This is a genomic window from Pseudomonas sp. TH34 (assembly GCF_016650865.1).
Classification (GTDB): domain Bacteria; phylum Pseudomonadota; class Gammaproteobacteria; order Pseudomonadales; family Pseudomonadaceae; genus Aquipseudomonas; species Aquipseudomonas yamanorum.
The window spans coordinates 180,278-202,621 of the sequence record NZ_JAEKFB010000031.1; the positions used below are offsets into that span (position 1 = coordinate 180,278).

The 22,344-nt window shown below is 60.4% G+C and carries 23 protein-coding genes and 1 pseudogene; 10 read left to right on the top strand and 14 right to left on the bottom strand.

The annotated features are described in order from the left end of the window. The first annotated feature begins 307 nt into the window (after positions 1-307). Entirely contained in the window at positions 308-1,252 is a 945-nt protein-coding gene (locus JFU58_RS23810; RefSeq protein ID WP_201142533.1) for an EamA family transporter, read from the top strand. A gap of 123 nt (positions 1,253-1,375) precedes the next feature. On the opposite strand, the gene JFU58_RS23815 is transcribed toward JFU58_RS23810, so the two are convergent. The 4 genes from JFU58_RS23815 to JFU58_RS23830 all read right to left on the bottom strand — a co-directional run bounded on the left by JFU58_RS23815 (position 1,376) and on the right by JFU58_RS23830 (position 4,676). Continuing rightward, positions 1,376-1,858, bottom strand: coding sequence for a GNAT family N-acetyltransferase (locus JFU58_RS23815; protein ID WP_201142584.1), 483 nt, complete (start codon positions 1,856-1,858; stop codon positions 1,376-1,378). Between the two features lie 125 nt (positions 1,859-1,983). After that, entirely contained in the window at positions 1,984-2,655 is a 672-nt protein-coding gene (locus JFU58_RS23820) for a M24 family metallopeptidase (RefSeq protein ID WP_242488319.1), read from the bottom strand. 874 nt (positions 2,656-3,529) lie between these two features. Then, complete coding sequence (locus JFU58_RS23825; protein WP_177027230.1) at positions 3,530-3,916, bottom strand: hypothetical protein; 387 nt, start codon at positions 3,914-3,916, stop codon at positions 3,530-3,532. Positions 3,917-4,112: 196 nt separating this feature from the next. After that, the gene (locus tag JFU58_RS23830; RefSeq protein WP_201142534.1) at positions 4,113-4,676 is read right to left on the bottom strand and encodes an NADAR family protein; all 564 of its coding nucleotides are present in this window, start codon (positions 4,674-4,676) and stop codon (positions 4,113-4,115) included. 341 nt (positions 4,677-5,017) lie between these two features. On the opposite strand from JFU58_RS23830, the gene JFU58_RS23835 reads away from it, so the two are divergent. The 3 genes from JFU58_RS23835 to JFU58_RS23845 are packed head-to-tail and all read left to right on the top strand — an operon-like array spanning position 5,018 to position 9,083. Then, the gene (locus JFU58_RS23835; protein WP_201142535.1) at positions 5,018-5,470 is read left to right on the top strand and encodes a (2Fe-2S)-binding protein; all 453 of its coding nucleotides are present in this window, start codon (positions 5,018-5,020) and stop codon (positions 5,468-5,470) included. Beyond that, on the top strand, positions 5,470-7,722 hold the full coding sequence (locus tag JFU58_RS23840; RefSeq protein ID WP_201142536.1) for a xanthine dehydrogenase family protein molybdopterin-binding subunit: 2,253 nt from the start codon (positions 5,470-5,472) through the stop codon (positions 7,720-7,722). Before JFU58_RS23835 ends, JFU58_RS23840 begins: the two co-directional genes overlap by 1 nt. 17 nt (positions 7,723-7,739) lie before the next feature. Beyond that, positions 7,740-9,083 (top strand): c-type cytochrome, encoded by a 1,344-nt coding sequence (locus JFU58_RS23845; RefSeq protein ID WP_201142537.1) that lies wholly within the window; start codon positions 7,740-7,742, stop codon positions 9,081-9,083. A 140-nt stretch (positions 9,084-9,223) separates the two neighbouring features. On the opposite strand, the gene msrA is transcribed toward JFU58_RS23845, so the two are convergent. From msrA to JFU58_RS23860, 3 genes are all read right to left on the bottom strand, one after another. Continuing rightward, positions 9,224-9,730, bottom strand: a complete 507-nt coding sequence (gene msrA / locus JFU58_RS23850) for a peptide-methionine (S)-S-oxide reductase MsrA (protein ID WP_017478755.1) — start codon at positions 9,728-9,730, stop codon at positions 9,224-9,226. A 101-nt stretch (positions 9,731-9,831) separates the two neighbouring features. Further along, positions 9,832-10,074, bottom strand: a complete 243-nt coding sequence (locus tag JFU58_RS23855; protein WP_063031799.1) for a hypothetical protein — start codon at positions 10,072-10,074, stop codon at positions 9,832-9,834. A gap of 12 nt (positions 10,075-10,086) precedes the next feature. Beyond that, positions 10,087-10,563 (bottom strand): hypothetical protein, encoded by a 477-nt coding sequence (locus JFU58_RS23860; protein WP_063031801.1) that lies wholly within the window; start codon positions 10,561-10,563, stop codon positions 10,087-10,089. A 219-nt stretch (positions 10,564-10,782) separates the two neighbouring features. On the opposite strand from JFU58_RS23860, the gene JFU58_RS23865 reads away from it, so the two are divergent. Genes JFU58_RS23865 through JFU58_RS23880 form a run of 4 tightly spaced genes read left to right on the top strand, consistent with a single transcriptional unit; the run spans position 10,783 to position 13,659 of the window. Further along, entirely contained in the window at positions 10,783-12,120 is a 1,338-nt protein-coding gene (locus JFU58_RS23865; RefSeq protein ID WP_201142538.1) for an MFS transporter, read from the top strand. A 37-nt stretch (positions 12,121-12,157) separates the two neighbouring features. Next, positions 12,158-12,817: an aspartate/glutamate racemase family protein gene (locus JFU58_RS23870; RefSeq protein ID WP_201142539.1), complete on the top strand. Its 660-nt coding sequence runs from the start codon at positions 12,158-12,160 to the stop codon at positions 12,815-12,817. 24 nt (positions 12,818-12,841) lie between these two features. Then, the gene (locus JFU58_RS23875) at positions 12,842-13,294 is read left to right on the top strand and encodes a thiol-disulfide oxidoreductase DCC family protein (RefSeq protein WP_201142540.1); all 453 of its coding nucleotides are present in this window, start codon (positions 12,842-12,844) and stop codon (positions 13,292-13,294) included. Continuing rightward, a complete protein-coding gene (locus tag JFU58_RS23880) occupies positions 13,291-13,659 on the top strand; it encodes a DoxX-like family protein (protein WP_201142541.1) in 369 nt (122 codons plus the stop codon). Before JFU58_RS23875 ends, JFU58_RS23880 begins: the two co-directional genes overlap by 4 nt. An 8-nt stretch (positions 13,660-13,667) precedes the next feature. On the opposite strand, the gene JFU58_RS23885 is transcribed toward JFU58_RS23880, so the two are convergent. The 3 genes from JFU58_RS23885 to JFU58_RS23895 are packed head-to-tail and all read right to left on the bottom strand — an operon-like array spanning position 13,668 to position 15,653. Continuing rightward, positions 13,668-14,015 carry a hypothetical protein gene (locus JFU58_RS23885; RefSeq protein WP_201142542.1) on the bottom strand — a complete coding sequence of 116 codons (348 nt, stop codon included), beginning with the start codon at positions 14,013-14,015 and terminating at the stop codon, positions 13,668-13,670. 15 nt (positions 14,016-14,030) lie between these two features. After that, entirely contained in the window at positions 14,031-14,522 is a 492-nt protein-coding gene (locus tag JFU58_RS23890; RefSeq protein ID WP_201142543.1) for a DUF2269 domain-containing protein, read from the bottom strand. Positions 14,523-14,525: 3 nt separating this feature from the next. Then, positions 14,526-15,653, bottom strand: a complete 1,128-nt coding sequence (locus tag JFU58_RS23895) for a saccharopine dehydrogenase family protein (protein WP_201142544.1) — start codon at positions 15,651-15,653, stop codon at positions 14,526-14,528. 120 nt (positions 15,654-15,773) lie between these two features. Between JFU58_RS23895 and JFU58_RS23900 the strand changes: the two genes are divergently transcribed. After that, positions 15,774-16,328 (top strand): GNAT family N-acetyltransferase, encoded by a 555-nt coding sequence (locus JFU58_RS23900; protein WP_201142545.1) that lies wholly within the window; start codon positions 15,774-15,776, stop codon positions 16,326-16,328. A 158-nt stretch (positions 16,329-16,486) separates the two neighbouring features. Here JFU58_RS23900 and JFU58_RS32335 read toward each other — a convergent pair. The 3 genes and pseudogenes from JFU58_RS32335 to pdxR all read right to left on the bottom strand — a co-directional run. Then, a pseudogene (locus JFU58_RS32335) lies at positions 16,487-16,648 on the bottom strand (GNAT family N-acetyltransferase); the annotation flags it as partial. A 108-nt stretch (positions 16,649-16,756) separates the two neighbouring features. Beyond that, positions 16,757-17,971: an MFS transporter gene (locus JFU58_RS23905; protein ID WP_063031824.1), complete on the bottom strand. Its 1,215-nt coding sequence runs from the start codon at positions 17,969-17,971 to the stop codon at positions 16,757-16,759. 77 nt (positions 17,972-18,048) lie between these two features. Continuing rightward, positions 18,049-19,548: a MocR-like pyridoxine biosynthesis transcription factor PdxR gene (pdxR, locus tag JFU58_RS23910; RefSeq protein ID WP_201142546.1), complete on the bottom strand. Its 1,500-nt coding sequence runs from the start codon at positions 19,546-19,548 to the stop codon at positions 18,049-18,051. 77 nt (positions 19,549-19,625) lie between these two features. On the opposite strand from pdxR, the gene JFU58_RS23915 reads away from it, so the two are divergent. Continuing rightward, positions 19,626-21,296, top strand: coding sequence for a M24 family metallopeptidase (locus JFU58_RS23915; RefSeq protein WP_201142547.1), 1,671 nt, complete (start codon positions 19,626-19,628; stop codon positions 21,294-21,296). Positions 21,297-21,372: 76 nt separating this feature from the next. Here JFU58_RS23915 and JFU58_RS23920 read toward each other — a convergent pair whose 3' ends face one another. Beyond that, on the bottom strand, positions 21,373-22,311 hold the full coding sequence (locus JFU58_RS23920) for an alpha/beta hydrolase (RefSeq protein ID WP_063031831.1): 939 nt from the start codon (positions 22,309-22,311) through the stop codon (positions 21,373-21,375). Between the last annotated feature and the right edge of the window lie 33 nt (positions 22,312-22,344).

Sequence of the window (22,344 nt, forward strand, 5' to 3'; positions counted from 1 at the left end):
CACAGAGGAGAGCTGATCCCTGTCCTTAACAATAAATTTTCGGACGCAGGATGATGGCAAAGAGCCGCTATTGAGCGATTCTGGCACCTACAGCCGCCTGCTTTTGGTCGAAAGCTGTCCTCCTCGCACGGCCGCTTTCGTGTCATCCACTGCGATGCTGCTTCAGTAGTGACTCTTAGCCAACCAAACTAAAACAACCCCTTGCCCCCTCCTACCAAACACGCTACAAATCCCATCACCAAGTTGTACGACAACCTAAAAATAATCCCCCATCCCCGACGATGGCGCCAACTCCCGAGCCCCCACCATGACTCCCCCTGCCCCCACCCAATTCCCCCGCCACATCGCCGTCCTGATCCTCCTCTGCATGGGCTGCGCCTTCGCCGGCAACCACATCGCCGCCCGTGTAGCCTTCGACGACGGCGCCGGAGTCCTCCTGGCAATTCTCATGCGCTCCGGCGGCACCCTGTTGGTTCTGGCGATACTGGTCCTATACCAACGCCAAAACCTCCGCCTCCCCCCAGGCGCCTGGCGCTGGCAAGTCCTTCTGGGCCTGCTCATCGCCACCCAAAGCCTCTGCCTCTACTCCGCCGTCGCCCGCGTCCCGGTAGCGCTGGCCTTACTGGTCGCCAACGTCTTCCCCATCCTGCTGGCCCTGCTCACCTGGGCACTCGGCGGCCCACGCCCTACCGCACGCACGGCCTTGCTGATGGGCCTGATTCTGGTGGGCCTGGTCTTCGTGCTGGACGTACCCGGCCGTCTCTCCGCCAACACCACCCTCGGCCCGGAATGGCTGGTCGGCGTCTCCCTGGCCTTTTGCGCCGCGTTCGTATTCGCCTGCGCGCTGTGGATCACCGACCACAAGCTGTCTCAGGTGCGCGGTTCGGTGCGCAGTCTGCTGACGATCTTTATCGTGTTCAGCAGCGTCAACCTCGCGGGTTTGAGCGGTGCGCTTGTCGATGGCCTGAACCTGCCGGCCACCAGTACCGGTTGGTTGGCATTGGCCACGTTGGTGGTGCTGTATGGCACGGGGTTTATCGTGCTGTTCATTTCGGTGCCGCGCCTGGATATGCCGCGTAATGCACCGGTGATGAACATTGAGCCGCTGGCAACGTTGTTGATGGGCTGGATCGTGCTCGACCAGATGCTCAGCGCCGGGCAGGTGGTGGGCGGGGTTATTGTGGTGACGGGGATTGTGCTGCTGACTTATCGCAAGTCTGCCCGGCCTCCCGCCAAGGCTCAGGTCGCGTAAGTCGAGAGGTGGAACGAAAAAGGGACGGATCCATTTTTAATGAAGCCGTCCCCTTTATTTGCTGGTTTTAGGCTAGCGCTTAGTGGCGCTGATGAGCGGAAATTCCTGCATCCCTTCAACCCACTAACATGCTGGGCCGCTCACTGTAAGATTCTGACGGACATAATAATTGTCGAACTCACCGCTTTCGACGAACTGGAAACCATGGCGGGTGTAAAAACGATTCGAGGCGCTGTCTTTGAGGGCACCTACTTTAATCGGGAGTGCAGCCGCATCCGCCTCTTTGAAAATCTGAGTGAGCACAGCAGAACCGATCCCTGACCCTTGCGCGCTCGGCCTCACGTATAAGTGGTCGAGCACGAGTTCATTGGGGTGATGCTTGACCACTACAAAGCCAACCCTCTCTCCAGACACCTCAATGTGGTGTGTGGTGTGGGCTTCAAAACCGCTAACGAACCGCTCGCGCGCCCGTACAGGATCAAATCGACCGACGCGCTCCAGGCTTTCGCGCATGGCCTCAATTCGAAGGGCAGCAAGGTCGTCCAGGTCGCTTTGTTGAGCGCGGACTAACGTCACTGGGGAGTTTTGATTGGGTTCGATGGGCATAGGTCGCGCTTCGCCTGGCATGCTGGGATGGCCAGTATAGGAAGATCGGATCAGATCACGTTCCATGATTTGCTATCGTGGTCTGACACCATTTTTACAGGTTGCGTAACCGCGTTCTGATACGGTCAGTCGATCAACTTGCTAAGTATTCGGTGCCCATCATGAGTCACCTTGACCATCGCCGAAAGCATCACGCTATCCGCACCGTCTTGGGTGAGAACGGTCCAGAATTCCGGCGGTTGGAACCTAACCCCGAAGGTGCCCAACTTCGCCACCACATAGACGTTTAGCACCTGTCCGGCTTTCATCAGGCTTTCATCGTTGATGGCACTCTTATAACCGAGCACTTGAGGTTTCTGAATCCGCATCTGGCCCATGGAGTATCCCACTAGCTCATGCACGGCGACCACTTGGTTGGCATCAAGCTCCTGTTGAATGGCATTGCCCACATTAGATAGCCGCTCGCCGGCCCGAATCTGGGAGATACCACTTTGCAGCGCGCGGCGGGCGGTCATTAATAATTTCCGCTGTTGTTCAGTGGCATTGGGGGTGGCGAATGTCCATACCTGGGCTACATGGGCCTGGGGCGATGCGGCTACCAGCTCCACTTTGACAAGTGCAGCATCCGGAAAAGGTATGTCAGTGGGTAGTGCATTACCCACCTGATTATTCACCGAAACCGGCACTGCCTCTGGGTACCCCATATAGCCCACCAACATCGGCCGCCATCCATACTGCGAAAACCGCTCCACTAAAAAGTCCTGGATCGCTTTACCGCTACCGCCCTGGCGGATCATCGGTTTGACCTTTAGTAGCAGGTCACTGGCAAGGGGGCGAGCCGCGTCTCCTCAGCCAAAATTTTCGCGCTATCTAGTTGAGTAATCCTGGCCCCAAGTTCTCTGTTACCTGCTGCGTAGTGGTCGTACTGCAATTCTGTCGCGAAAACACTTGCACAACATACCAATGAAACTATTCCGATCTTTTTCAAGCGTTACTCCTTGGACGCGAATTATAGGTACCAGTGTTCGGATCGCAGATTGCTGCCGGGCATCACGCCTTACGTAACTACACCGATCGCCACCTATGCGGCAGCAACTCCGCAATCTCACTCCTCGGCTGCGTCGGCAGCCACGTGAGCGGGCACGAGATCGCGCTGGAGATCATCCAAGCCTGAAATCCGCCGCTCACGACCAAAAGTGGTCCCTCGAGCTATGCCAGCATGTGAAGCATGTCCATGAACATCGGACCTGATAGATCACGTATCTCTCCGTCGTCAGCAACCAAGCAACCTACGGCGCCAGCGAATGACTGTTGGTCATGCGCTGGGATGTCCAAGCTGCAAATGATCCTGTAGCGAAACAGCCAGCCGCAGGCGACGCGACCGCACAGTTCTACCGTTTGATGATAGCCATCAACGGACAGGGGCCGGGCACCGTGGGCCTGCGCAAGGCTATATGCTGTACTGCCGGTAGATTCGCGTTGGGAAGATTCGTTGTTCATACGCACTGGAAACGGCTGGAATAGCAGTCGATTATCTACTCGTTTGGTTTGAATGTCTGGGCGCCCGCTCTGGGCCGATTACGGCACTCGCGACAGGCAGAGATCGGCCAAAAGCGGCGTTCGATCCAGTATCTTCCCGCCGAAAAGCGAAAACATTCCGATCTGTGAAAGCTAGTCTCCAAGGGTACGCATTATTTCCTCGACCACCGGCTTCGTGTATTTCTCACTGGGGTCAGTTCCCGGTGGGTCGTTACTGCGGAACCATTCACCTTGATCGAATGCCTGGTAAAGCAAGAAAGCGGGCTGAGGCATGTCGTTAGTCATTCCTACTTCAACCACAGTATTTATGATCCCGTTCATAACGCCGTTGCAAAACTCATAGAGCAGAGATCCTTGTATGTAGCCTTCCGCAACCGCGACGGACAGCTCATTCAGCACATCATGCGGTGCAACGCCGAACCTTTCGCAAATGGGGACTAGATCACTCAGCGTTAAACCGTCTGCTTCCGCTTTCACCGACAGTTCCTTGAGTTCGATTTTCGGTAACACCATGAGCATGAGCTTCTTCCGGTTAGGTGCGAAAGGGGTCGTTCATGAGCGGCAGCTACCGGCCAGAAGCCGCCGCTCGAACGTATCGACGAAAATTCGGGCAACTCAGCTTTTGTTGATTAATGCGCTGTCTTAGATAGGCCGCATTTAATAAGCCCTGGCCTTCACCAAGGCTTTCGCGTTTTTCGTGAGTAAGCTCAGGGCACTACCTTGAGGCTGGCAGATTTGTCCCATCCCGCACCTGCATCAGCGCAAATCCCAGCAGATTCAAACCCTTCCACAGATTCGGATTGTTCACATCCGCGTTGTCCTGTGCGAGCCCTATACCCCAAATGTTATCAACCGGGCTGGCTTCGACAATAACCCGCGAACCGGTTTGTAGAAGGTATTCGTTCAACGGTGGATTCTGAGAGAACTTGGCCTGGTTCGCTCGAACGACGATGTCGTATCGGTGTTGCAGCCAAACCTTGTCATTGAATCCGCGCACGTTGCGGCCAAGTGCTTTGGCGGCATTGGGTGTAGGAGCTCGGAGCACCTGCGCACGGATTTCCTGATCGTCGAACAAGGCCGCTTTCTCGGCCATCATGAAGTGTTCGGCTGTAGGGTAATGTTGCCCCTCGACAATGAACCCAGCCTCGAACCATTGGCTGAAGCACGAAGCGGTGACGGCCGTTTTGCTGCGTTGGTGACCCCAGAAAAACGTATAACTCAGCTGTTCTCCAGCGTTAAAACGGGCGCAAAGTTCTTTCAGATGTTCAGAGTCGTTCAATGAAATATCCTCGCTAACTAAAGGACGAAGTTACAGCTACCGTGCTGACCAGGGCAACCACGAAGCTTGGTAGATCGAACGTCCACCGATTGACGCTCACGCGCATATGCCCGCCTCCCCTATCGCAATCCTGTCGAATACTTGCCTAATCCTCCGACCTTTCATCCCCCGCATAGCGCCCCCCTGACCTACGGTCTAGAGTCAATCCAAACGCCCGCTAAACTACTCAAACCACGCGCGCGTGAACCAACTGGGCCTACGATGCCCAGCGGCGAAGCCCCACTTCACCGCCCAAAAATACTAAAAAAATGCAACACCAACCGATGATCAGCGGGTGAGCCATGGAATTACGAATTAACCAGCAGACCCACCAAGTCGATGCAGAACCCGACACGCCTCTGCTCTGGGTCATCCGCGACAACCTGGGCATGACCGGCACCAAATATGGCTGCGGTCTGGCGCAGTGTGGTGCGTGCTCTGTGCTTGTGGACGGCAATGTGGTCCGTTCCTGCGTCACGCCGGTCTCCGGGGTGGTCGGTCGGGAGATCACCACTATCGAGGCCATCGAGTCGGATGACGTCGGCAAGCGGGTGGTCGCCACCTGGGTCGAATTCCAGGTCGCCCAATGCGGTTACTGCCAGTCCGGCCAGGTGATGGCGGCGACGGCGCTGCTCAAGCAAACGCCCAAGCCGACCGATGCGCAGATCGACGCGGCGATGGTCAATCTCTGCCGCTGTGGCACCTATAACGCGATTCATGCGGCGGTGCATGACCTTGCGAAGGGAGAGGCCTGATGAACGTTCGCATTGATCCCGCTGCCCTGCCTTTGGTCGCGGCGTTGAATGACCCGGTGAACCTGTCCCGCCGTCGTTTCCTGGCCAGTACGGCCGTGGGTGCGTTGGTGATTGGCTTTGGTCTGCCGTTGGGTTCTGGCCGGGTGCAGGCGGCCACTGCGGCGGCGGCTGGTGAGCGCGGTACGCAGGTGCCGGCGTTCCTGGAGATTCGTCCGGACAACACGATTCGTTTGCTCAGCCCCTTTATTGAAGGCGGCCAGGGTACGTTCACGGCAATGGCGCAGATTGTCGGCGAGGAGTTGGACGCCGACCCGGCCACGTTCCTGGTGGAGTGCGCCCCGCCCGGCGAGGCCTTTGTGGTGATGGAAAATGGCATGCGGATCACCGGCGGCAGTATGTCGGTGCGCATGAGTTACCCGACGATGCGCCGGCTGGGTGCGCTGGCCCGGGCGATGTTGCTGGAGGCCGGGGCACAGGCGTTGAAGGTGCCGGTGGGTGAGTTGTCGACCGAGCCGGGCAAGGTCGTGCACGCGGCGTCCGGTCGTTCCCTTACCTATGGCGAGCTGGCCGGGCGGGCGATGGACCTGCCGGTGCCGGATGTGGCCAGTGTGAAGCTGCGGGACCCGAGCCAGTTCCGTTGGATCGGCAAGCCGGTGAAGCGTCTGGATGCGTATGACAAGTCCACCGGCAAGGCGCTGTACAGCATTGATATGAAGGTGGACGGCATGCTCCACGCGGCGGTGCAGCATGCGCCCCGCTTGGGCATGACGGTGGGCAGCCTGCGCAACGAGGACCAGGTCAAGGCCATGCCGGGGGTGCATTCGGTGCATCGCCTGCCGGGTGCGGTGGCGGTGGTGGCTGAGCGGTGGTGGCATGCCAAGCGTGCGGTGGAGTCGATTCAGGTGGACTGGCTGGAGCCGACGGCGGATTCGAAAGTGCGCGGGATGCCGAAGGACTTTTCCAGCGACGAGCATTTCAAGCGCCTGGCCGCAGAAACCGGCCCGGCCCGGGATGATGAGAACGAGGGTGATGTGGCCGGTACGCTGGCCAACGCCAAGACCAAGATCGAGGCCACTTACCACAACCAGTATCTGCACCATGCTCAGCTGGAGCCGCCTTCGGCGCTGGCGCGTTTCAATGCTGACGGTTCGCTGGAGATCTGGTTGCCGAATCAGGCGCAGGACATGTTCCTGGCCGATATAGCCAAGCGCACCGGCTTGGACCCGTCGCGGATTACCCTGCATTCGCCGCTGTTGGGTGGGTTTTTCGGCCGGCATTTTCTGTATGACTCGGCCAGCCCTTACCCGCAGGCCATTGAGTTGGCCAAGGCGGTCGGGCGCCCGGTGAAGTTGATCTGGAGCCGTGAAGAAGAGTTTCTGCGGGATGTGCTGCGTCCCGTGGCGGCGGTGAATTTCCGTGGGGCGCTGGACAGTGACGGCTGGCCGGTAGCGATTGAAGCGGTGAGTGCCACAGAGGGGCCGACCGAGGCTCTGGCCGGCAAACAGGGCGAGAAGCTCGACCCGACGGCGCTGGAGGGGTTGTCCGGGAAGTCCTATGCGATTCCCAACAAGCGGATCGCGCAGATTTATGTGAAGGGCCCGGTGATGCTGGGTTATTGGCGGTCGGTGGGTAACTCGCTGAATGACTTCTTCTATGAAGCCTTTCTGGATGAACTGGCTGACAAGGGCGGCAAAGACCCGTTCGAGTTGCGCCTGCATCTGTTGCGGGATAACCAGCGGCTGACCACGCTGCTGAAGGCGGTGGGCGAGTTGTCGGGGGGCTGGAAACGCGGTCCGTTTGTCGCTGAAGACGGCAGCAAGCGCGCCCGTGGGGTGGCGATGGCGTCGCCGTTCGGCACGCAGACGGCGGTGATCGCCGAGGTGTCGATCGAGAACGGGCAGGTCAAGGTGCATGACATCTGGCAGGCGATCGACCCGGGCAGCATCGTCAACCCGGCGATTGTCGAGGCGCAGGTGAATGGGGCAGTGTCCCTGGGCTTGTCCCAGATGCTGTTGGAAGAGGCGGTGTATGTGGACGGCTTGCCTCGGGCGCGTAACTACGATTTGTATCCGGTGCTGCCGCCTTCGCGGATGGCGAGGGTGCATGTGCGCGTGATCGAGAGCGGGGAAAAAATGGGTGGTATCGGCGAACCGCCGCTGCCAGCTGTGGCACCCGCCGTGGCCAACGCCGTGGCGACCTTGACGGGGCAGCGCATTCGCAGCATGCCGTTAAGCCGCTACTCCTTCACCTGACCGGGGCCTGAGCACTTATGAACAACCGTCGATTCGCAAGAACCGTTGGCTGGCTGGCGCTGCCGTGCCTGGTCGCGGCAGGCCTGTTGGCCTGGTATGTCACCCGTGAGCCGGTGTCGCCGCTGGGCGCCGAGCCTGTCGCCGCAGACCCGGCGCTGATCGCCCGAGGCGAGTATGTCGCCCGGCTCAGCGATTGTGTGGCGTGCCACAGCGTGCCCAACGGCGCGCCTTTTGCCGGTGGGCTGGAAATGGCCACGCCGCTGGGGGCGATCCATGCCACTAACGTCACGCCGGACCCGGAAACGGGTATCGGCCACTACAGCCTCGCCGACTTCGACCGCGCGGTGCGCCAGGGTGTCGCGCCGGGTGGGCGTCGCCTGTATCCGGCGATGCCGTATCCGTCCTATGCCAAGCTCAGCGACGATGATGTGCGCGCCTTGTATGCGTTCTTCATGAAGGGCGTGGCGCCGGTGCGGCAGGCGAATATCGAGAGTTCGATCCCTTGGCCATTGAATATGCGTTGGCCCATCGCGCTGTGGAATGGTGTGTTTACCGACAGCAAGCCCTACGTAGCGAAGGCCGGGAAGGATGAACTGTGGAACCGCGGCGCTTACATCGTGCAGGGGCCGGGGCATTGCGGCAGTTGCCACACGCCACGGGGCCTGGCCTTTAACGAGAAGGCGCTGGATGAAAGCGGCAAGCCCTACCTGGCCGGTGGTTTGCTGGATGGCTGGTACGCACCGAGCCTGCGGGACGATCACAACACGGGCCTGGGGCGCTGGAGCGAGCCGGAAGTGGTGCAATTCCTGAAGACCGGTCGCAATAAACATGCGGTGGTTTATGGGTCGATGACCGAGGCGTTCAACAACTCCACGCAGTTCATGACCGACGATGACCTGGCGGCGATTGCGCGGTATCTCAGGTCGTTGCCGGGGGATGAGCAGCGTGATGGTAAGGCCTGGCAGTATCAGGCGGTGTCGGCTGCGGAACGCCTGGATGCGCCGGGTGCCCATACCTATGTGACCCGTTGTGCGTCGTGCCATGGGTTGGAAGGTAAAGGGCAACCGGACTGGATGCCGCCGCTGGCGGGTGCGACTTCAGCGTTGGCCAAGGAGAATGCTTCGGCTATCAATATCACGCTGAATGGCTCACAGCGGGTGGTGGCGGCGAATGTGGCGGACGCTTATCGCATGCCGGCGTTCAGGGAGCAGTTGTCGGACCAGGAGATTGCTGAAGTGCTGACGTTTGTGCGCGGCACGTGGGGCAATCAGGGCGGTGCGGTGGATGCGAAGGCGGTGGGCAAATTGCGTGAGCACACGGGCCCGGCGAGCAGCAGCCCGATCATTCTGCAGATGCGCTGAGGGGAAAGGCGCCCTGTGAGCGAGGCGCCTTATGCAGGAGCTGCTTTATGTGGGAGCGGGCTTGCTCGCGAATGCGGTGTGTCAGTCAGCAAATTCTTCACTGACCCACCGCATTCGCGAGCAAGCCCGCTCCCACATTTTTAACCGCGTTTCGGCAGTTTCCAGTTGGGGCGGATGAAGTGGCAGGTGTAGCCGTTGGGGATACGCTCCAGGTAATCCTGATGCTCCGGCTCCGCTTCCCAAAACGGCCCCGCCGGTTCGATTTCCGTCACGACACGGCCTGGCCATAACCCCGAGGCATCCACATCCGCTGCGGTGTCTTCCGCCACGTCGCGTTGCTGTTCGCTGAGGTAATAGATCGCCGAACGATAGCTGGGGCCAAGGTCATTGCCCTGACGGTTGGGCGTGCTCGGGTCGTGGATCTGGAAAAAGAACTCGAGAATCTGCCGGTAGGTGATCACCGTCGGGTCGAAAACAATCTCGATGGCTTCAGCATGGTTACCGTGGTTACGGTAGGTGGCGTTCGGCACATCGCCGCCGGTGTAGCCGACGCGCGTTTGCAGCACGCCGGGGTAGCGTCGCAACAGGTCTTGCATGCCCCAGAAGCAGCCGCCGGCGAGGATGGCGGTTTCAGTTTGGTTGCTCATGGCGTGTTCTTCCCCTGGATGGATACAGCCCTAGTTATGGGGCCGGGTTGAGTAATACCAAGGTTGAACAGGCGCCAATCAGCGGAAATGCCTGCCTCTCGTCAGCCAATCGGCTCGAACCGTCGCCGCCTCTTGAACAAACCTAATCCCAGCGGAACGGCAAAGATCGACATCAGCCCCAGATCAAACCCTGATAAGTGGATCTGACTTGCAGCAACGCAGCCCACCGCACCACCCGCTACCAGCAACATCCCCAGCCACTTGCGAAGCAGATACGGCTTTAAAAAACGATCCAACAGAAAGTAAAGCACCAGGGCAATGACCAACTGGATAATTTCGGACATGTGTTTCTCCAGTCAGGTCTTGATGATCAGTGTCGAAACGGTGCGCTGCGGACCGATACCGCCGTTGACCTGCGCCTCGATGCTGACCAATACGTCGCCTGCATGATAGGTGGGCAAGATTTCATTCACGTACATCCGCACACCGCCCCCTACAGGAGCAACCGCGTAGGGGGAGGCCACAGTGGCGGCAGAGCCGAAGGCGGTGGCGGCAAGGTTAGCGATCTTGGTGCGCTGGGCATTGAGGGTATCGCCCTGTTGCCGGGTCAGCGGCTTGGAGATGCCGATCATCATCTGGCACGGCAGGTTCTTGGCCAACATCTTGTCGTACACCTCGACGACCTTACGGTTGACCTCATAGTGGGCGCTTTTCGCTTCGCCAAAATGCAGCTCGCTCAGGCGTCCGCGGTCGCTGTCGGTGAGGGTGATCTGCGAGACGTTGAAAACGATCCCGTGATTGCCCAGGTATTGGAAAGTCCCATCGAACTTCATCGCACGCATCCTTTCGAGCCAAAGGCGGGGATTCTCTACAAGGCGCGCGCTGGATTCAAATCATTTCACCCTGCGGGCCACATGTATTGGCCCAATTCCTGCCTCTGCCCTACCCCATCAAGTCGCTACTGACTACGCGGACGACTCTTTTGAGCCCCGCCGCCCAACGGCCGCCCCCGATAATCAAGCATCCCCCTACCACCGCCGAGGCCTTCCCCTATGACGAGCCCCTCCACCGAACAGGTCAGCCCGCAAACCCTGCGAAGAGTGATCATCGCCGCCGGCATCGGTAACTTCGTCGAGTGGTTCGACTTCGCCGTCTACGGCTTCCTCGCCACCACCATCGCCCAACAATTCTTCCCCAGCGGCGACGCCAGCGCGGCGCTGCTCAAGACCTTCGCGGTATTTGCCGTGGCCTTCGCGTTTCGGCCCCTGGGCGGGATTTTCTTCGGCATGCTCGGCGACCGGATCGGCCGCAAACGCACGCTGGCCATGACGATTTTGCTGATGGCCGGCGCCACCACGCTGATCGGCCTGCTGCCCACCTACGCCGCGATTGGTGTAGCGGCGCCGATTCTGTTGTCGCTGATCCGCTGCGCCCAGGGCTTCTCCGCCGGGGGTGAATACGCCGGTGCCTGTGCCTATCTGATGGAGCACGCGCCGAGTGACAAACGCGCCTGGTATGGCAGCTTTGTGCCGGTGTCGACGTTCTCTGCGTTCGCCGCCGCAGCGGTGGTGGCTTATGCACTTGAAGCGTCGTTGTCCGCCGAGGCGATGGGCAGTTGGGGCTGGCGCCTGCCGTTCCTGATCGCCGCGCCGCTGGGCTTGGTGGGGCTTTACCTGCGCTGGAAGCTGGATGAGACGCCAGCGTTCCAGGCGGTGAAGCAGGAACACGCGGTCGCCCACTCCCCGCTCAAGGAAACCTTGCGCAACCATGGTGCGGCAATCTGCTGCCTGGGCGCTTTTGTGTCGCTCACGGCGCTGTCGTTTTATATGTTCACCACCTACTTCGCGACGTATCTGCAGGTGGCGGGTGGGCTGAGCCGTGCAATGGCGTTGCTGGTGTCGCTGATTGCACTGATTTTCGCGGCGGCGATTTGCCCGCTGGCGGGGTTGTATTCGGATCGGGTGGGGCGTCGGGTCACGGTGATGACGGCGTGTGTGTTGTTGATGGTGGTGGTGTATCCATCGTTCCTGATGGCCAGTTCCGGCTCGTTCGCGGCGTCGGTGGTAGGGGTGATGCTGCTGGCGGTGGGCGCGGTGTTGTGTGGGGTGGTGACGGCGGCGTTGCTGTCGGAGACCTTTCCGACCCGCACGCGGTACACCGCTTCGGCGATTACTTACAACATGGCTTATACGATCTTTGGGGGTACGGCGCCGTTGATGGCGACGTGGTTGATCAGCACCACGGGCAGCAATCTATCGCCGGCGTTTTATCTGATTGCGGTGGCGTTGCTGGCGCTGGCGGGTGGGTTGGCGTTGCCGGAGACCTCGCGGATTTCCCTGCATGAGGTGGGCGCGGAGGAAAAAGGCGCGGCGCCGGTGTTGTCGCGTTAAAGTCGACGGGTGTTCAAAAGCGCCGGAGACCTGAGCGATGCGGATTACCTGCCTTCATACCGCCGAGAGCAACATTGCAGTGTTTGACACCGCCGCCGCAGCGCTGGGGATTGGGCCGCAGGTATTGCATCATGCAGTCCGGGCCGATCTGCTGGCAGCGGTCGAACGCGCAGGCAAACTGACCGCTGATGTAGCCGAGCAAACGCGACGGGAGCTTGTTGCGCTGGCCCGGCACTGCAATGCGGTGGTGCTCACCTGTTCGACCCTGGGCCCGGTGGTTGAACTCGCCGGGGCTCACACCCAAGTGCCGATTTTGCGCGCCGATGAAGCGCTGGCCTTCGCAGCGGTTCATGCCGGCGGGAAGGTTACGGTGTTGTGCGCCATCGAAACCACTATCGAGCCAACTTCTCGCCTGTTTCTCCAAGTGGCCCAGCAAGCCGGGGCCTCGGTGGAGGTGCAGTGGGTTCCGGGGGCATGGGCGATGTTCAAGGCGGGCGATCTGCTGGGTTACCTGGCGACCATCGCCAGGGCTGCTGACCGTGCCTATATGGACGGCGCGTCTATCGTGGCACTGGGGCAAGCGTCCATGAGCGGCGCCGCTTCGCTGGTAACGGCGGGCCCTGCTCCGCTGACCAGCGCATCAGCAGGGCTGAGGGCTGCACTGAGTCGTGCCGAACGCGGGTATGATCCAGGCTAACCCGGCCCGACTGGACCCACGCTGATGCCTGCCTCCCACACCCGCCCTACTCCCGCACCACTCCTCAAGCCCGGCGAAACCGTGGTGCTGTTCGACGGCGTGTGCAAGCTGTGCAACGGCTGGGCAAGGTTCCTGATTCGCCACGACCACGACCGGCGTGTGCGGTTAGCGGCCGTTCAGTCGCCCGAAGGTCAGGCGCTATTGGCCTGGGCCGGGTTGCCGCTGGATCAGTTCGACACCATCGCAGTGATCCGCGACCGGCACTATTGGGCGCGCTCGGAGGCGGTGTTCGAAATCATTGCGCAACTGCCTGCCCGCTGGCGCCCATTGCTACTCCTGCGCGCCATCCCGCGCTTCTTTCGGGATTGGGCTTACGATCGCATTGCACGCAATCGCTATCGGCTCTTCGGGAAATACGACACTTGCCTGTTGCCCGATCCGGATCATGAGCAGCGCTTTTTGAAGACCCCGCTATGAACGCCTTGGTGCGCATCAACTGGATCGCCCGAGGCGGCTTGGCGTTCATGTTTGCCTACCATGGGCTGGTGCCGAAGCTGCTGTGGTTGAGCCAGGGCGAGCGGACGATGATCCAGGCTCACGGGATCGAGCAAGTGCAGGTGTTTGCCACGCTGGCGGGGGTTGGGGAAGTTGTCCTGGCGCTATGGATACTACTTTCACCGCGCAGCGCCTGGCCGATTGCAGTGGCTGCGGCGGCGTTGGCGGGGCTGCTGGTGGATGTGGCGGTGTTCAGCCCGGCGATGCTCAGGGAGGCGTTTAATCCGGTGTCGCTGAATGTGGCGGGGTTGGCGTTGTGTGCAGTGGCTTGGAATACCAAGCCCTGAACGGGTGTTTATTTCAGCTCAATGGCATCAAGCGCAGCTTCCAGCACTGATAACTCAACCACGCTGCCATCGCCCAAGCGTGCAACAAGCCCCGCACAATCAATCACCACACACACGCCCTGCCCCGTTTTATCTCCAGGGAACTTGCGCAACTTGAGCTCCACTGTGGTCGGGTTTAGCCACACCGACTGATCCGCCGACCAATGAGCGTCCTCAAACTGAAAAACACAGCTCCCCTGCCACGTATCCACAATCCTCGGTGAACACACCCACTGCGTATTCCGCGCCTCCCAGGGCGCCACCTCGACCCGGTAGTGATCATCCGGTGAGGTGGATTGGACTTCGGTTTCACTCATTGGCAGTTCCTCTTATCAGCAACACAGCCCGATCAACTGCCACGGCGTCATCTTCGTCACCATGATCAGCACGATCACAAACATCCCCGAAAACCCGAAAACGCCCATCCAGAACCATTTTCGGTAAACGCCGCAGTATCCATCATCCAGCGGCCTGCCCGCCTCGACCGCACTGAGCGCCATCTGCTGAAACCGCTTCTGCAGCACCAGCACCGGTAGCCAAAGCGCGCCCACGCACAGGAAGATGATCAGCGACGTCAGCACCCATTCAGTGGTCAACGGCAGCCCGGCAAGCTTGATCAACAGGAAGCCGGTGGTGATCTGGATAAAGCCCGCCGGCGTGGTAATCCAGGTATCGAACTGCACCACCATCCGCGCCACCTGGGCGATCACTTGCGGGTTGGCCGTACGGCTTGCGGCGATCAGGTACAGGTAGGAGCCCATGCCGAAGCCGAACAGGAAAATCGCCGCGATGATGTGAATGTACTTCAGGCCCAGGTAGAGCATCGGTCAGCCCTGCCCGTCAGAGAATTGCACGGCCAGGCTGAGGTTCGCCGGGTCGTTGATGGCAGCCATGTATTCGTCGACGGTGATTTCGCCAACGCACGGCCGCGCACCGGGTTCAGGCACGTAGCCTTGGGCGATTTTGAGGGCCAGGGCAACGGCGGCGCAGCTGGGGATTTCCGGGCCTTTGTCATTCAGGGCCGTCAGTTGCACCGCCAGGGACAGCGGTTGCCGTTCAGTGCCGAGGCCTTGCACGTCGATGTACATTGCGCTTTTGCCATCGCCAAAGCGCTCGAACCAGGTACCCAGCCGATGCAAGCGCGCGGCCCAGGCGACATGGTCTCGCACGATTCCCGTGCGCAGCGCCTGGGCCAGCAGGTAGTTGGCGACACCACCAAGCTTGAGCCCCGCGCCAGCCTTGAAGCTCAAAGTGTGGGCGCCATAGCGACTGGCGAAGATGTCCATGTCGGGCACGTCCACATTCGCCAACACCCGCATGCCAAGCTCGGGCATCTTGCGCAGCGTCAGGTCCTGCCAGCCCAGCACTTCATGCACCTGGCCATGCCGGAGTTGCTTGATCGGTTTGCCTGCGTAAGCCAGCACGCCTTCGACGGTGGACAGGCCCGGCATCTTGGCCGAAGAGGAAATACCGTGTTCGATCGCGTCGATGCGGGTGAAGCGGTAGCGGTACTGATCGATGATGGCGGACGACAGCGTCGGCACGGAGCTGCAACCACTGAGGATCGCCACGCCTGCCTGCCGGGCTTGTGCATCCAGCACGCTCACGCCGTTGACGAAGGTGCGGCAGTCGGAAAGGTCGCAGTAGTTCACGCCCGCGTCGATGCAGCTCTGGGCGACCGCATAGGATTGCCCCTGGAACGGCCCGCCGGTGTGGATCACCCACTGGATGTTCATCGACCGCAACACGGACGCGAACCCGGCGCCCATGGCATCGCCACACCAGCCTTCGCACCCAGTGCCCGACTGGCTTTTCAGCTCATCCACTTTGCGCTGCAACTTGTGTGGGTCGCGGCCCGAGATCACCAGCTCAATGTCCGGCGCTACCGCCAAATGCCGGCAAACGATGCTGCCGAAATTGCCGTAGCCACCGACCACCATCACCCTGAGTGTCATTCCATTTTTCCCTAAACTATCGATCATGCGCTGAGCCTGAGGCAGACTGGCGGCTGAGGCGGCTAAAGATACCCGATTTGTTTAACCGCTTGAGCCAGGATCAACAGGGAGCGTCAAATCATGGAGCTATACACCGAGCGGCTTTACCTGCGGCAACTGGAAGCCGGCGACTGGGATTTATTCCTCGCGTTGCACACCGACCCGTCGGTGATCCAGTACGTCTGCGACGCCCCGTCCGAAACCGAAACCCGCGAGAGATTTGAATCCCGGTTACCGCACTGGTTGCCAGGCTCCAGGCACTGGTTGTGCCTCGTCGTGTTCGATCGGCAAAGTGGTTGTGCCGTCGGGGTCACGGGATTGAAGCTGGAGCCGGATGAAGAAGCGACGGCAGAAGTCGGCTACTTGTTCCTCAGCGGGCAACACGGGAAGGGTTACGGTTTTGAATCGCTGCAACGAGTTATGGATTATGCCCACGACATACTTGGGTTGAAGGTGCTGAACGCTGTTGTGACCGAGGGTAATGCCGCTTCTTGCCGCCTGCTGGAGAAGTGCGGTTTCGTGTTTGAGCAACGTGAGGGCGATGCTTATCAAATTAACGGGCAGGTGTTTGATGACCTGATCTACCGGCATCGGATGGCTGGGGCTCTGAGTAATGAGGCGGTGGCGACTCTTTAGGATAGGCAGCGATCGGCCAAATCAGGCGCTCCCACGCTGACACACCTCAACTACCCACCAAGCGATACAGCGCTTGAGCGTGAGATGCCCCTAGCCCTGCACGCTGCAAATCAGGTACATCAACGCTCCTGAAACCACCTGTCCATCAGCTTTAAGGACATCGGACTGGGCGATGCCTTCACTTGAAAGCAGGGAAACGCTTCGTTGAAAAACACACGAGCACCAAAAGGGTTTCCACTTATCCGAGACAAACTCTCAACGCGGGAACACAGATACTCGCTTTCTGCGGTCTCGATCGCATGAGCCATTCCAACATCCATGTGCGTCGTCCTTATTACGCGATTTCCAGGGAAGGTAACGGTCAATCAAACACTACGCACCTGCAAGATAGCCAGCTTCAGCGTGCGCTTTTTCCTTCTCTATTTTTCTCATTGGCCGCGATCGTCGCCTGCAGTGTCGTGACGCTTGGAATACGAGGCGCCCATCAGATAGAAGCACCCGCCCGCCACGATAAACGCCGCGAGCATGTAGAACATGAAATGCGCCGACTGCGTTGCCAGGGCAAACCCGCATAACACCGGCCCCAGCGCGCCGCCGAGGCTGGACAGGTTTTGTGCGCCGTAATACATGCCGCGCAAGTGGTCCGGCGCGATGCGGTCGATGAACATGTACTCGGCCGGGAAGACGATGATTTCGCCCACGGTGAAGATCGCCACGGCCAACGCCCAATGCAGCACGGTGGTGGACAACGCGAAACCGACAACACCCAGCAGAAACAGGCTGAAGCCCGCCGTCAGCCATTGATTCAGATGTTCATTGGTAATGCGCTTGCCCACGATGTACTGCAGGCAGATCACCACCGTCGCATTAACGGCCACCACCGAGCTGATGACCCGGTAGGTAAATTCCGGTGTGCTTGTGGTCACCAGGTATTGAGAGATGTAGCCGGTGAACTGGCCGAACGCCACGGCGCTCAACGCGCCGCCAACCGTGAAGCAGACCAGGCGATAGTCCTTGAGCAGGATGCGCCCCACCGCGACGAACGACACCGGGGCATTGGCCGGGTCGGCAGAGCTGAGGCTCCTGTCGCCCCACACCATGTAGGTCAGGAAGAAGCCCATGCCCAGGATCGCAGACACCAGGAACGGCAGTTTCATGTCCATGTGCGCGAGCCCGGCGCCAATGAACGGGCCCACCGCGTAGCCAACGTTGATCAGGGTGTAGCGCACCGAAAACACTTTGCCGCGTTCGGCTTCCGGCAGCAGTTTGCCAAACGCGGCTTTGACCACGATATCGATTACCGAATAGGCAAAATTGAACGACACCAGAAACAGGAAAAACAGCCACAGGTGCGACGTGACGCACATGCCGATGAAGCCAACGGTGAAAAAACCCGTGAAGCTGAGGATCAATCGGTAGCTGGAGATTTTGTCAGTCAGGTAGCCGCCGTAGAGGCTTAGCAACGAGCCGACCAGCATTGCACCGCCCACGACCAGGCCGATTTCGCTGATGCCCAACGTGAAGTTGGATGACAGATAAATCACCATATACGGCAGGGTAATGGCGCGCCCCAGTGTCAGGAACAACGCAGACGACAGCAGCAGATTGACCGAAAACGGGTAGTGTCTGAAGGCAGCGAGCATCAGAGTCGGTTCCTGTAATGGGCAGTATCAAAAGCTAAGTAACATATCCTTACACATTCACCTTTCAGCCGGCATCATTATTTAGCCGCTTCCCCAATCGCCCGCGCCGCCTGAGCCAAGCGCTGCGTGGCGGCGCGGATTTCCTCCGGGTTGAGCGAGGCGAAGCCCAGGCGCAAGGCATTCTCGGGATGATCAAAGGGTGAAAACAGGCGACCGCTGCGCACCACCAGGTCCAGCTCCAGGGCTTTTTCAGCCAGTTGATTGACGTCGATTGAGTCGCAGAACCTGACCCACAACGCCAGCCCGCCTTCCGGCTCCTGCACGGCTATCTGCTCGCCAAACGCCTCCAGCAAACAACTCAGCAGTGTCTCCCGCCGCCGACGGTATTCCTTGGATACCCGACGCAGATGCTTCTTCAACTCGCCATCGTTGATCAGGTCCGCGAGCATCCGCTGCATGACGGCATCGCCCTGGCCCAGGCTCACCGCCGCCGTGCGCTCGAGCACTTCGATGAGGTTCGACGGGGCAACGATATAGCTGCAACGGAAGGTACTGCCCAGGGACTTGGACAGTGAGCCGATGTAGATCACGTGACGCTGCACGCTGTCGCTGGCCAGGGGCAAATAGGGCCGTCCGGCAAAGTGGTACTCGTGGTCGTAATCTTCCTCGATGATGCAGAAATCATGCAGTCGGGCCAATTCCAGGAGTTGCTGGCGACGCCCGGCACGCAGGCTGACGGTGGTAGGAAACTGGTGATGGGGCGTGACATACATCATCCGCACGTTGTGCCGGCGGCATAGTTCGTCGAGCTGGTCGACCCGGCAACCTTCGTCGTCCAGGTCCACGGTCACCAGTTGCGCGCCCAACTGGCGGAAAATCTCCCAGGCCGGTGGGTAACTCAGGCGTTCGACCACCACCACATCACCGGGTTTGAGCAGCGCGCTGGCGGTCAGGTACAGCGACATCTGCACGCCTTGGGTCAGGCAGATCTGCTGCGCATCGACATTCAGGCCGCGATTGTGGCGCAACATTTCGGCCAGGGCGTTGCGCAGGTACTGGCCGCTGCCTTCGGTGCCATGGCGCACGGTGTTGGTGGTAAAGCTGTTGCGCAAGGCGTTGCGGTAATAGCGATGCAGGACGGCTTGGGGCAGCAGACGATGGTCACAGGCGCCATTATCGAAAAACAGCGCGCCCGGCCGGTGTTGCAGTTTTGTCACCTGCTCACCCGGGGTGAAATAGGCAGCCGCAGGCACGTCCCGCAACGCGGGGGCAAACGACTTCGGCGCGCCGGCGGCAGTCACCGCGCCTGTCGCCAGTTGCGTACTGACGAAAGTGCCGCGACGTTGAATGCTGACCAGCCAGCCTTTGGTCACCGCCTCCTCGTAGGCAAGGATTACCGTCTTGCGGTTGACGTCCAGCAGTTGCGCCATTTCCCGCGTGCCGGGCAACAGCGTTCCGGGGCGCAGGCGGCCCTCGGCAATCGCGCTTACCAAACCCTCGATGATCTTTCTGTACGACGCCTGCGGCTGCGCGCCATCGAGCTTGAGCAGCGGGCGCCATTTGCGGAGCTGGACCATGTGAATTATCCAAAACTGGAGGTTCTTCTGGTCCTAGTCTAACGCAACAATCGAACCTCAATTGCCCCGAGGTGTTTATGCACAACCGCCATGTCGTTGAATTATTGCCCTCGGGCAAATCCTTCGAAGCCGCCGACCAATTGCTGCTCGACGCCATGCTGGCCAGCGGTCTTGCCGTACCCTTCTCCTGCCGCCGCGGCGCCTGCGGGTCGTGCAAGGTCAAGGTGGTGTCGGGCCAGTTCCGTGAAAAGTTGCTCACACCCGACACCCCGGCGCCCTCCTACCCACTCGCGGCTGACGAGATGTTGTTGTGTCAGAGCCATGCCTGCAGCGACCTGCGCCTGGAAATTCCCGGCTGGTCGCTGGACACGCCAACGTTGGAAGTCAGCGCACAGGTGATCAGCAAGCACGCATTGAGCGCCGACATCGTCGAGCTGGTGTTGCTGACCGCCCAGCCACTCGACGTGCGAGCCGGCCAGTACGTCAGGTTTCGCCTCGACGACGGCGACAGCCGCTGTTTCTCCGTGGCCAATCTGCCCGCGCAGGACCAAGGCCGGTTGGTGTTTCATATTCGCCAGGTCCCCGGCGGGCTATTTTCCGAACGCATCCTGCCGACCCTGCAAGTGGGCGATGCGGTGAAACTCGAAGGCCCCGTAGGCGCCTGCACCTGGCAACACGACGATGAGCGCCCTGTTGTGCTGTTCGCGACCGGGACCGGTTATGCCGGCATCAAGCCCTTGTTGCTGACGGCCCTGGCCCGCCAGGCCGAAGTCACCCTGTATTGGGGGAACTCGTCGCCGGCGGACTTCTACGACGCTGAGTTTCTCGAGCGCGTCAGCCAGGCACATCCACGCTTTCACTGGCATCGAGTGCAGTCGGTAGACGCCCGCGTGCAACAGGTCGCGCTGACACAGCCCCACCACTGGGCGGAGAGCCAGATCTATGCCTGCGGCAACAGCAAGATGATCAGCCAAGTCCGCGAAACCTGCCTGGCAGCGGGCGCCCAGGCTCATCGTTTTGTCGCCGAAGCCTTCGTCCCCAGCGGTGCATTGACGCCAGCGGAGTCGCTCAACACGCGGCACCCGGTACTGGAAAAAGTCGGCCCGCGCTACTCGCTGGACGGCATGCTCGCTGCCCGCGAGCAGACGGTCAGGGCCCTGGCTGCCATCGCCGCTCAATTGAAAGTCGGCATGACCACCGCGCAAGCCCTCGACATGGCCAGTCAAACCTTGCAGGCCATGGGCGCGTCCCACACCTGGCACCCCACCTATATCCGCTTTGGCGACGACACCATCCGCACACCGCGCCAAGGCATCGACCCACAACGCAAGCTGCGCGCCACCGACATCGCCGTGGTCGACCTTGGCCCGGTGTGGGATGGCTATGAAGGCGATTATGGCGACACCTTCGTCTTCGGCGAGCACCCGTTGCATGACGCTTGCACGAAGGCCCTGCATGAAGTGTTCGACGAAACCCGCGACGCCTGGCACCACGGGCTGACCGGACGCGAGCTGTATGACTTCGCTGAGGGTAGCGCCCTCTCCAAGGGCTGGCGCCTTGAGCGCAACCTGGCCGGACACCGCATCGCCGACTTCCCGCATGCCCTTTTCGGGCAGGACAAGCTGGCTGAGGTCGAGATCGTACCGAGCGAGATGGTCTGGGTTTTGGAGATTCAGCTGTGCCATCCCACCCAACCGATCGGGGCGTTTTTCGAGGATATTTTGATTGGCGAGGCCAACGCGGTCTAGTCGGGGGTGGTGCGGTTGGCAAACTGAAGTGCTGGTACTTATCCGGCCAGCAACGGGCGCCCGTCCGGAATGTGCCTCATGCCTGGCTTTTGTCGGCTGCGGTCTCGACGTGCCGGTGGAGAAACTCGACCTGCGTGCGTAACACGTCGGCAAAACCTTCTCCGCCTTCGTAGACGTCATAGTGACCACCAGCGCTGCGGAACAATTCAGCCCGTGGTGCATTGCGTGCAACCTTGAGCGCAGCCGGCACTGGCGCGATCGAGTCTGACTCCGGAACGACGAGCAGGAAGGGAACGCGCACTGACGCGGCGCGGCGCACGGGTCGGCGCCACGAGAAACTCAGCAATGACCGCGCGGCCACCCGGTTATGCCATGGCGTCCCATCCTTCGGCGTCATGAGCCTTTCCCCGAACAAACCGTCAGGTGTGGCACCGATGGACAGTTCCCCGGGTTTGCCGTGACCGGGAATGTAGATCGGCTGGCGGCCCACCAGGGCGCCGAGAACATCGAGCAGCGCCAACCCGAACAGACGAACGCCAAGTTTGGGCGGGGCCATGATTGCTGCGGCCAAGCCGTCCGTGAGTGGCGCCTGAGTGATTGCACCTGCCAGGCGAGTGTCCGAAGCAGCCAGTTCGACGACATGCATACCGGCAAACGATGTGCCCCAGATAATTACCTTGCGGGGATCGATGTAGGGCTGGTCAGCGGCCCAGCCGATAACCGTTGCATAATCCTCGCGCTGGCGCGGAACAGAGAGTACTTCCCGTGGTTGCCCATCGGAGCCGCCGAAGTTGCGGTAGTCAAAGGCGATGGCGACGAATCCCTCCTCGCGAAAACGCTCGGCGAACGGGGCCAGCCCGCATGCTTTGATCGCGCCGATGCCGTGGGCCATCACCACCACGGGATGGGGGCCAGTCCCGCCGGGCAGGTAGACCCACGCTTCGATCTCGTCACCTGACGCAGTCGGAATTCGGACAGTGATGCGCTCGAGGGCGTTGTCGGTGAGGGTTGTCATGATCGTTACCTTCCAGTCATTACTATTGGCGCC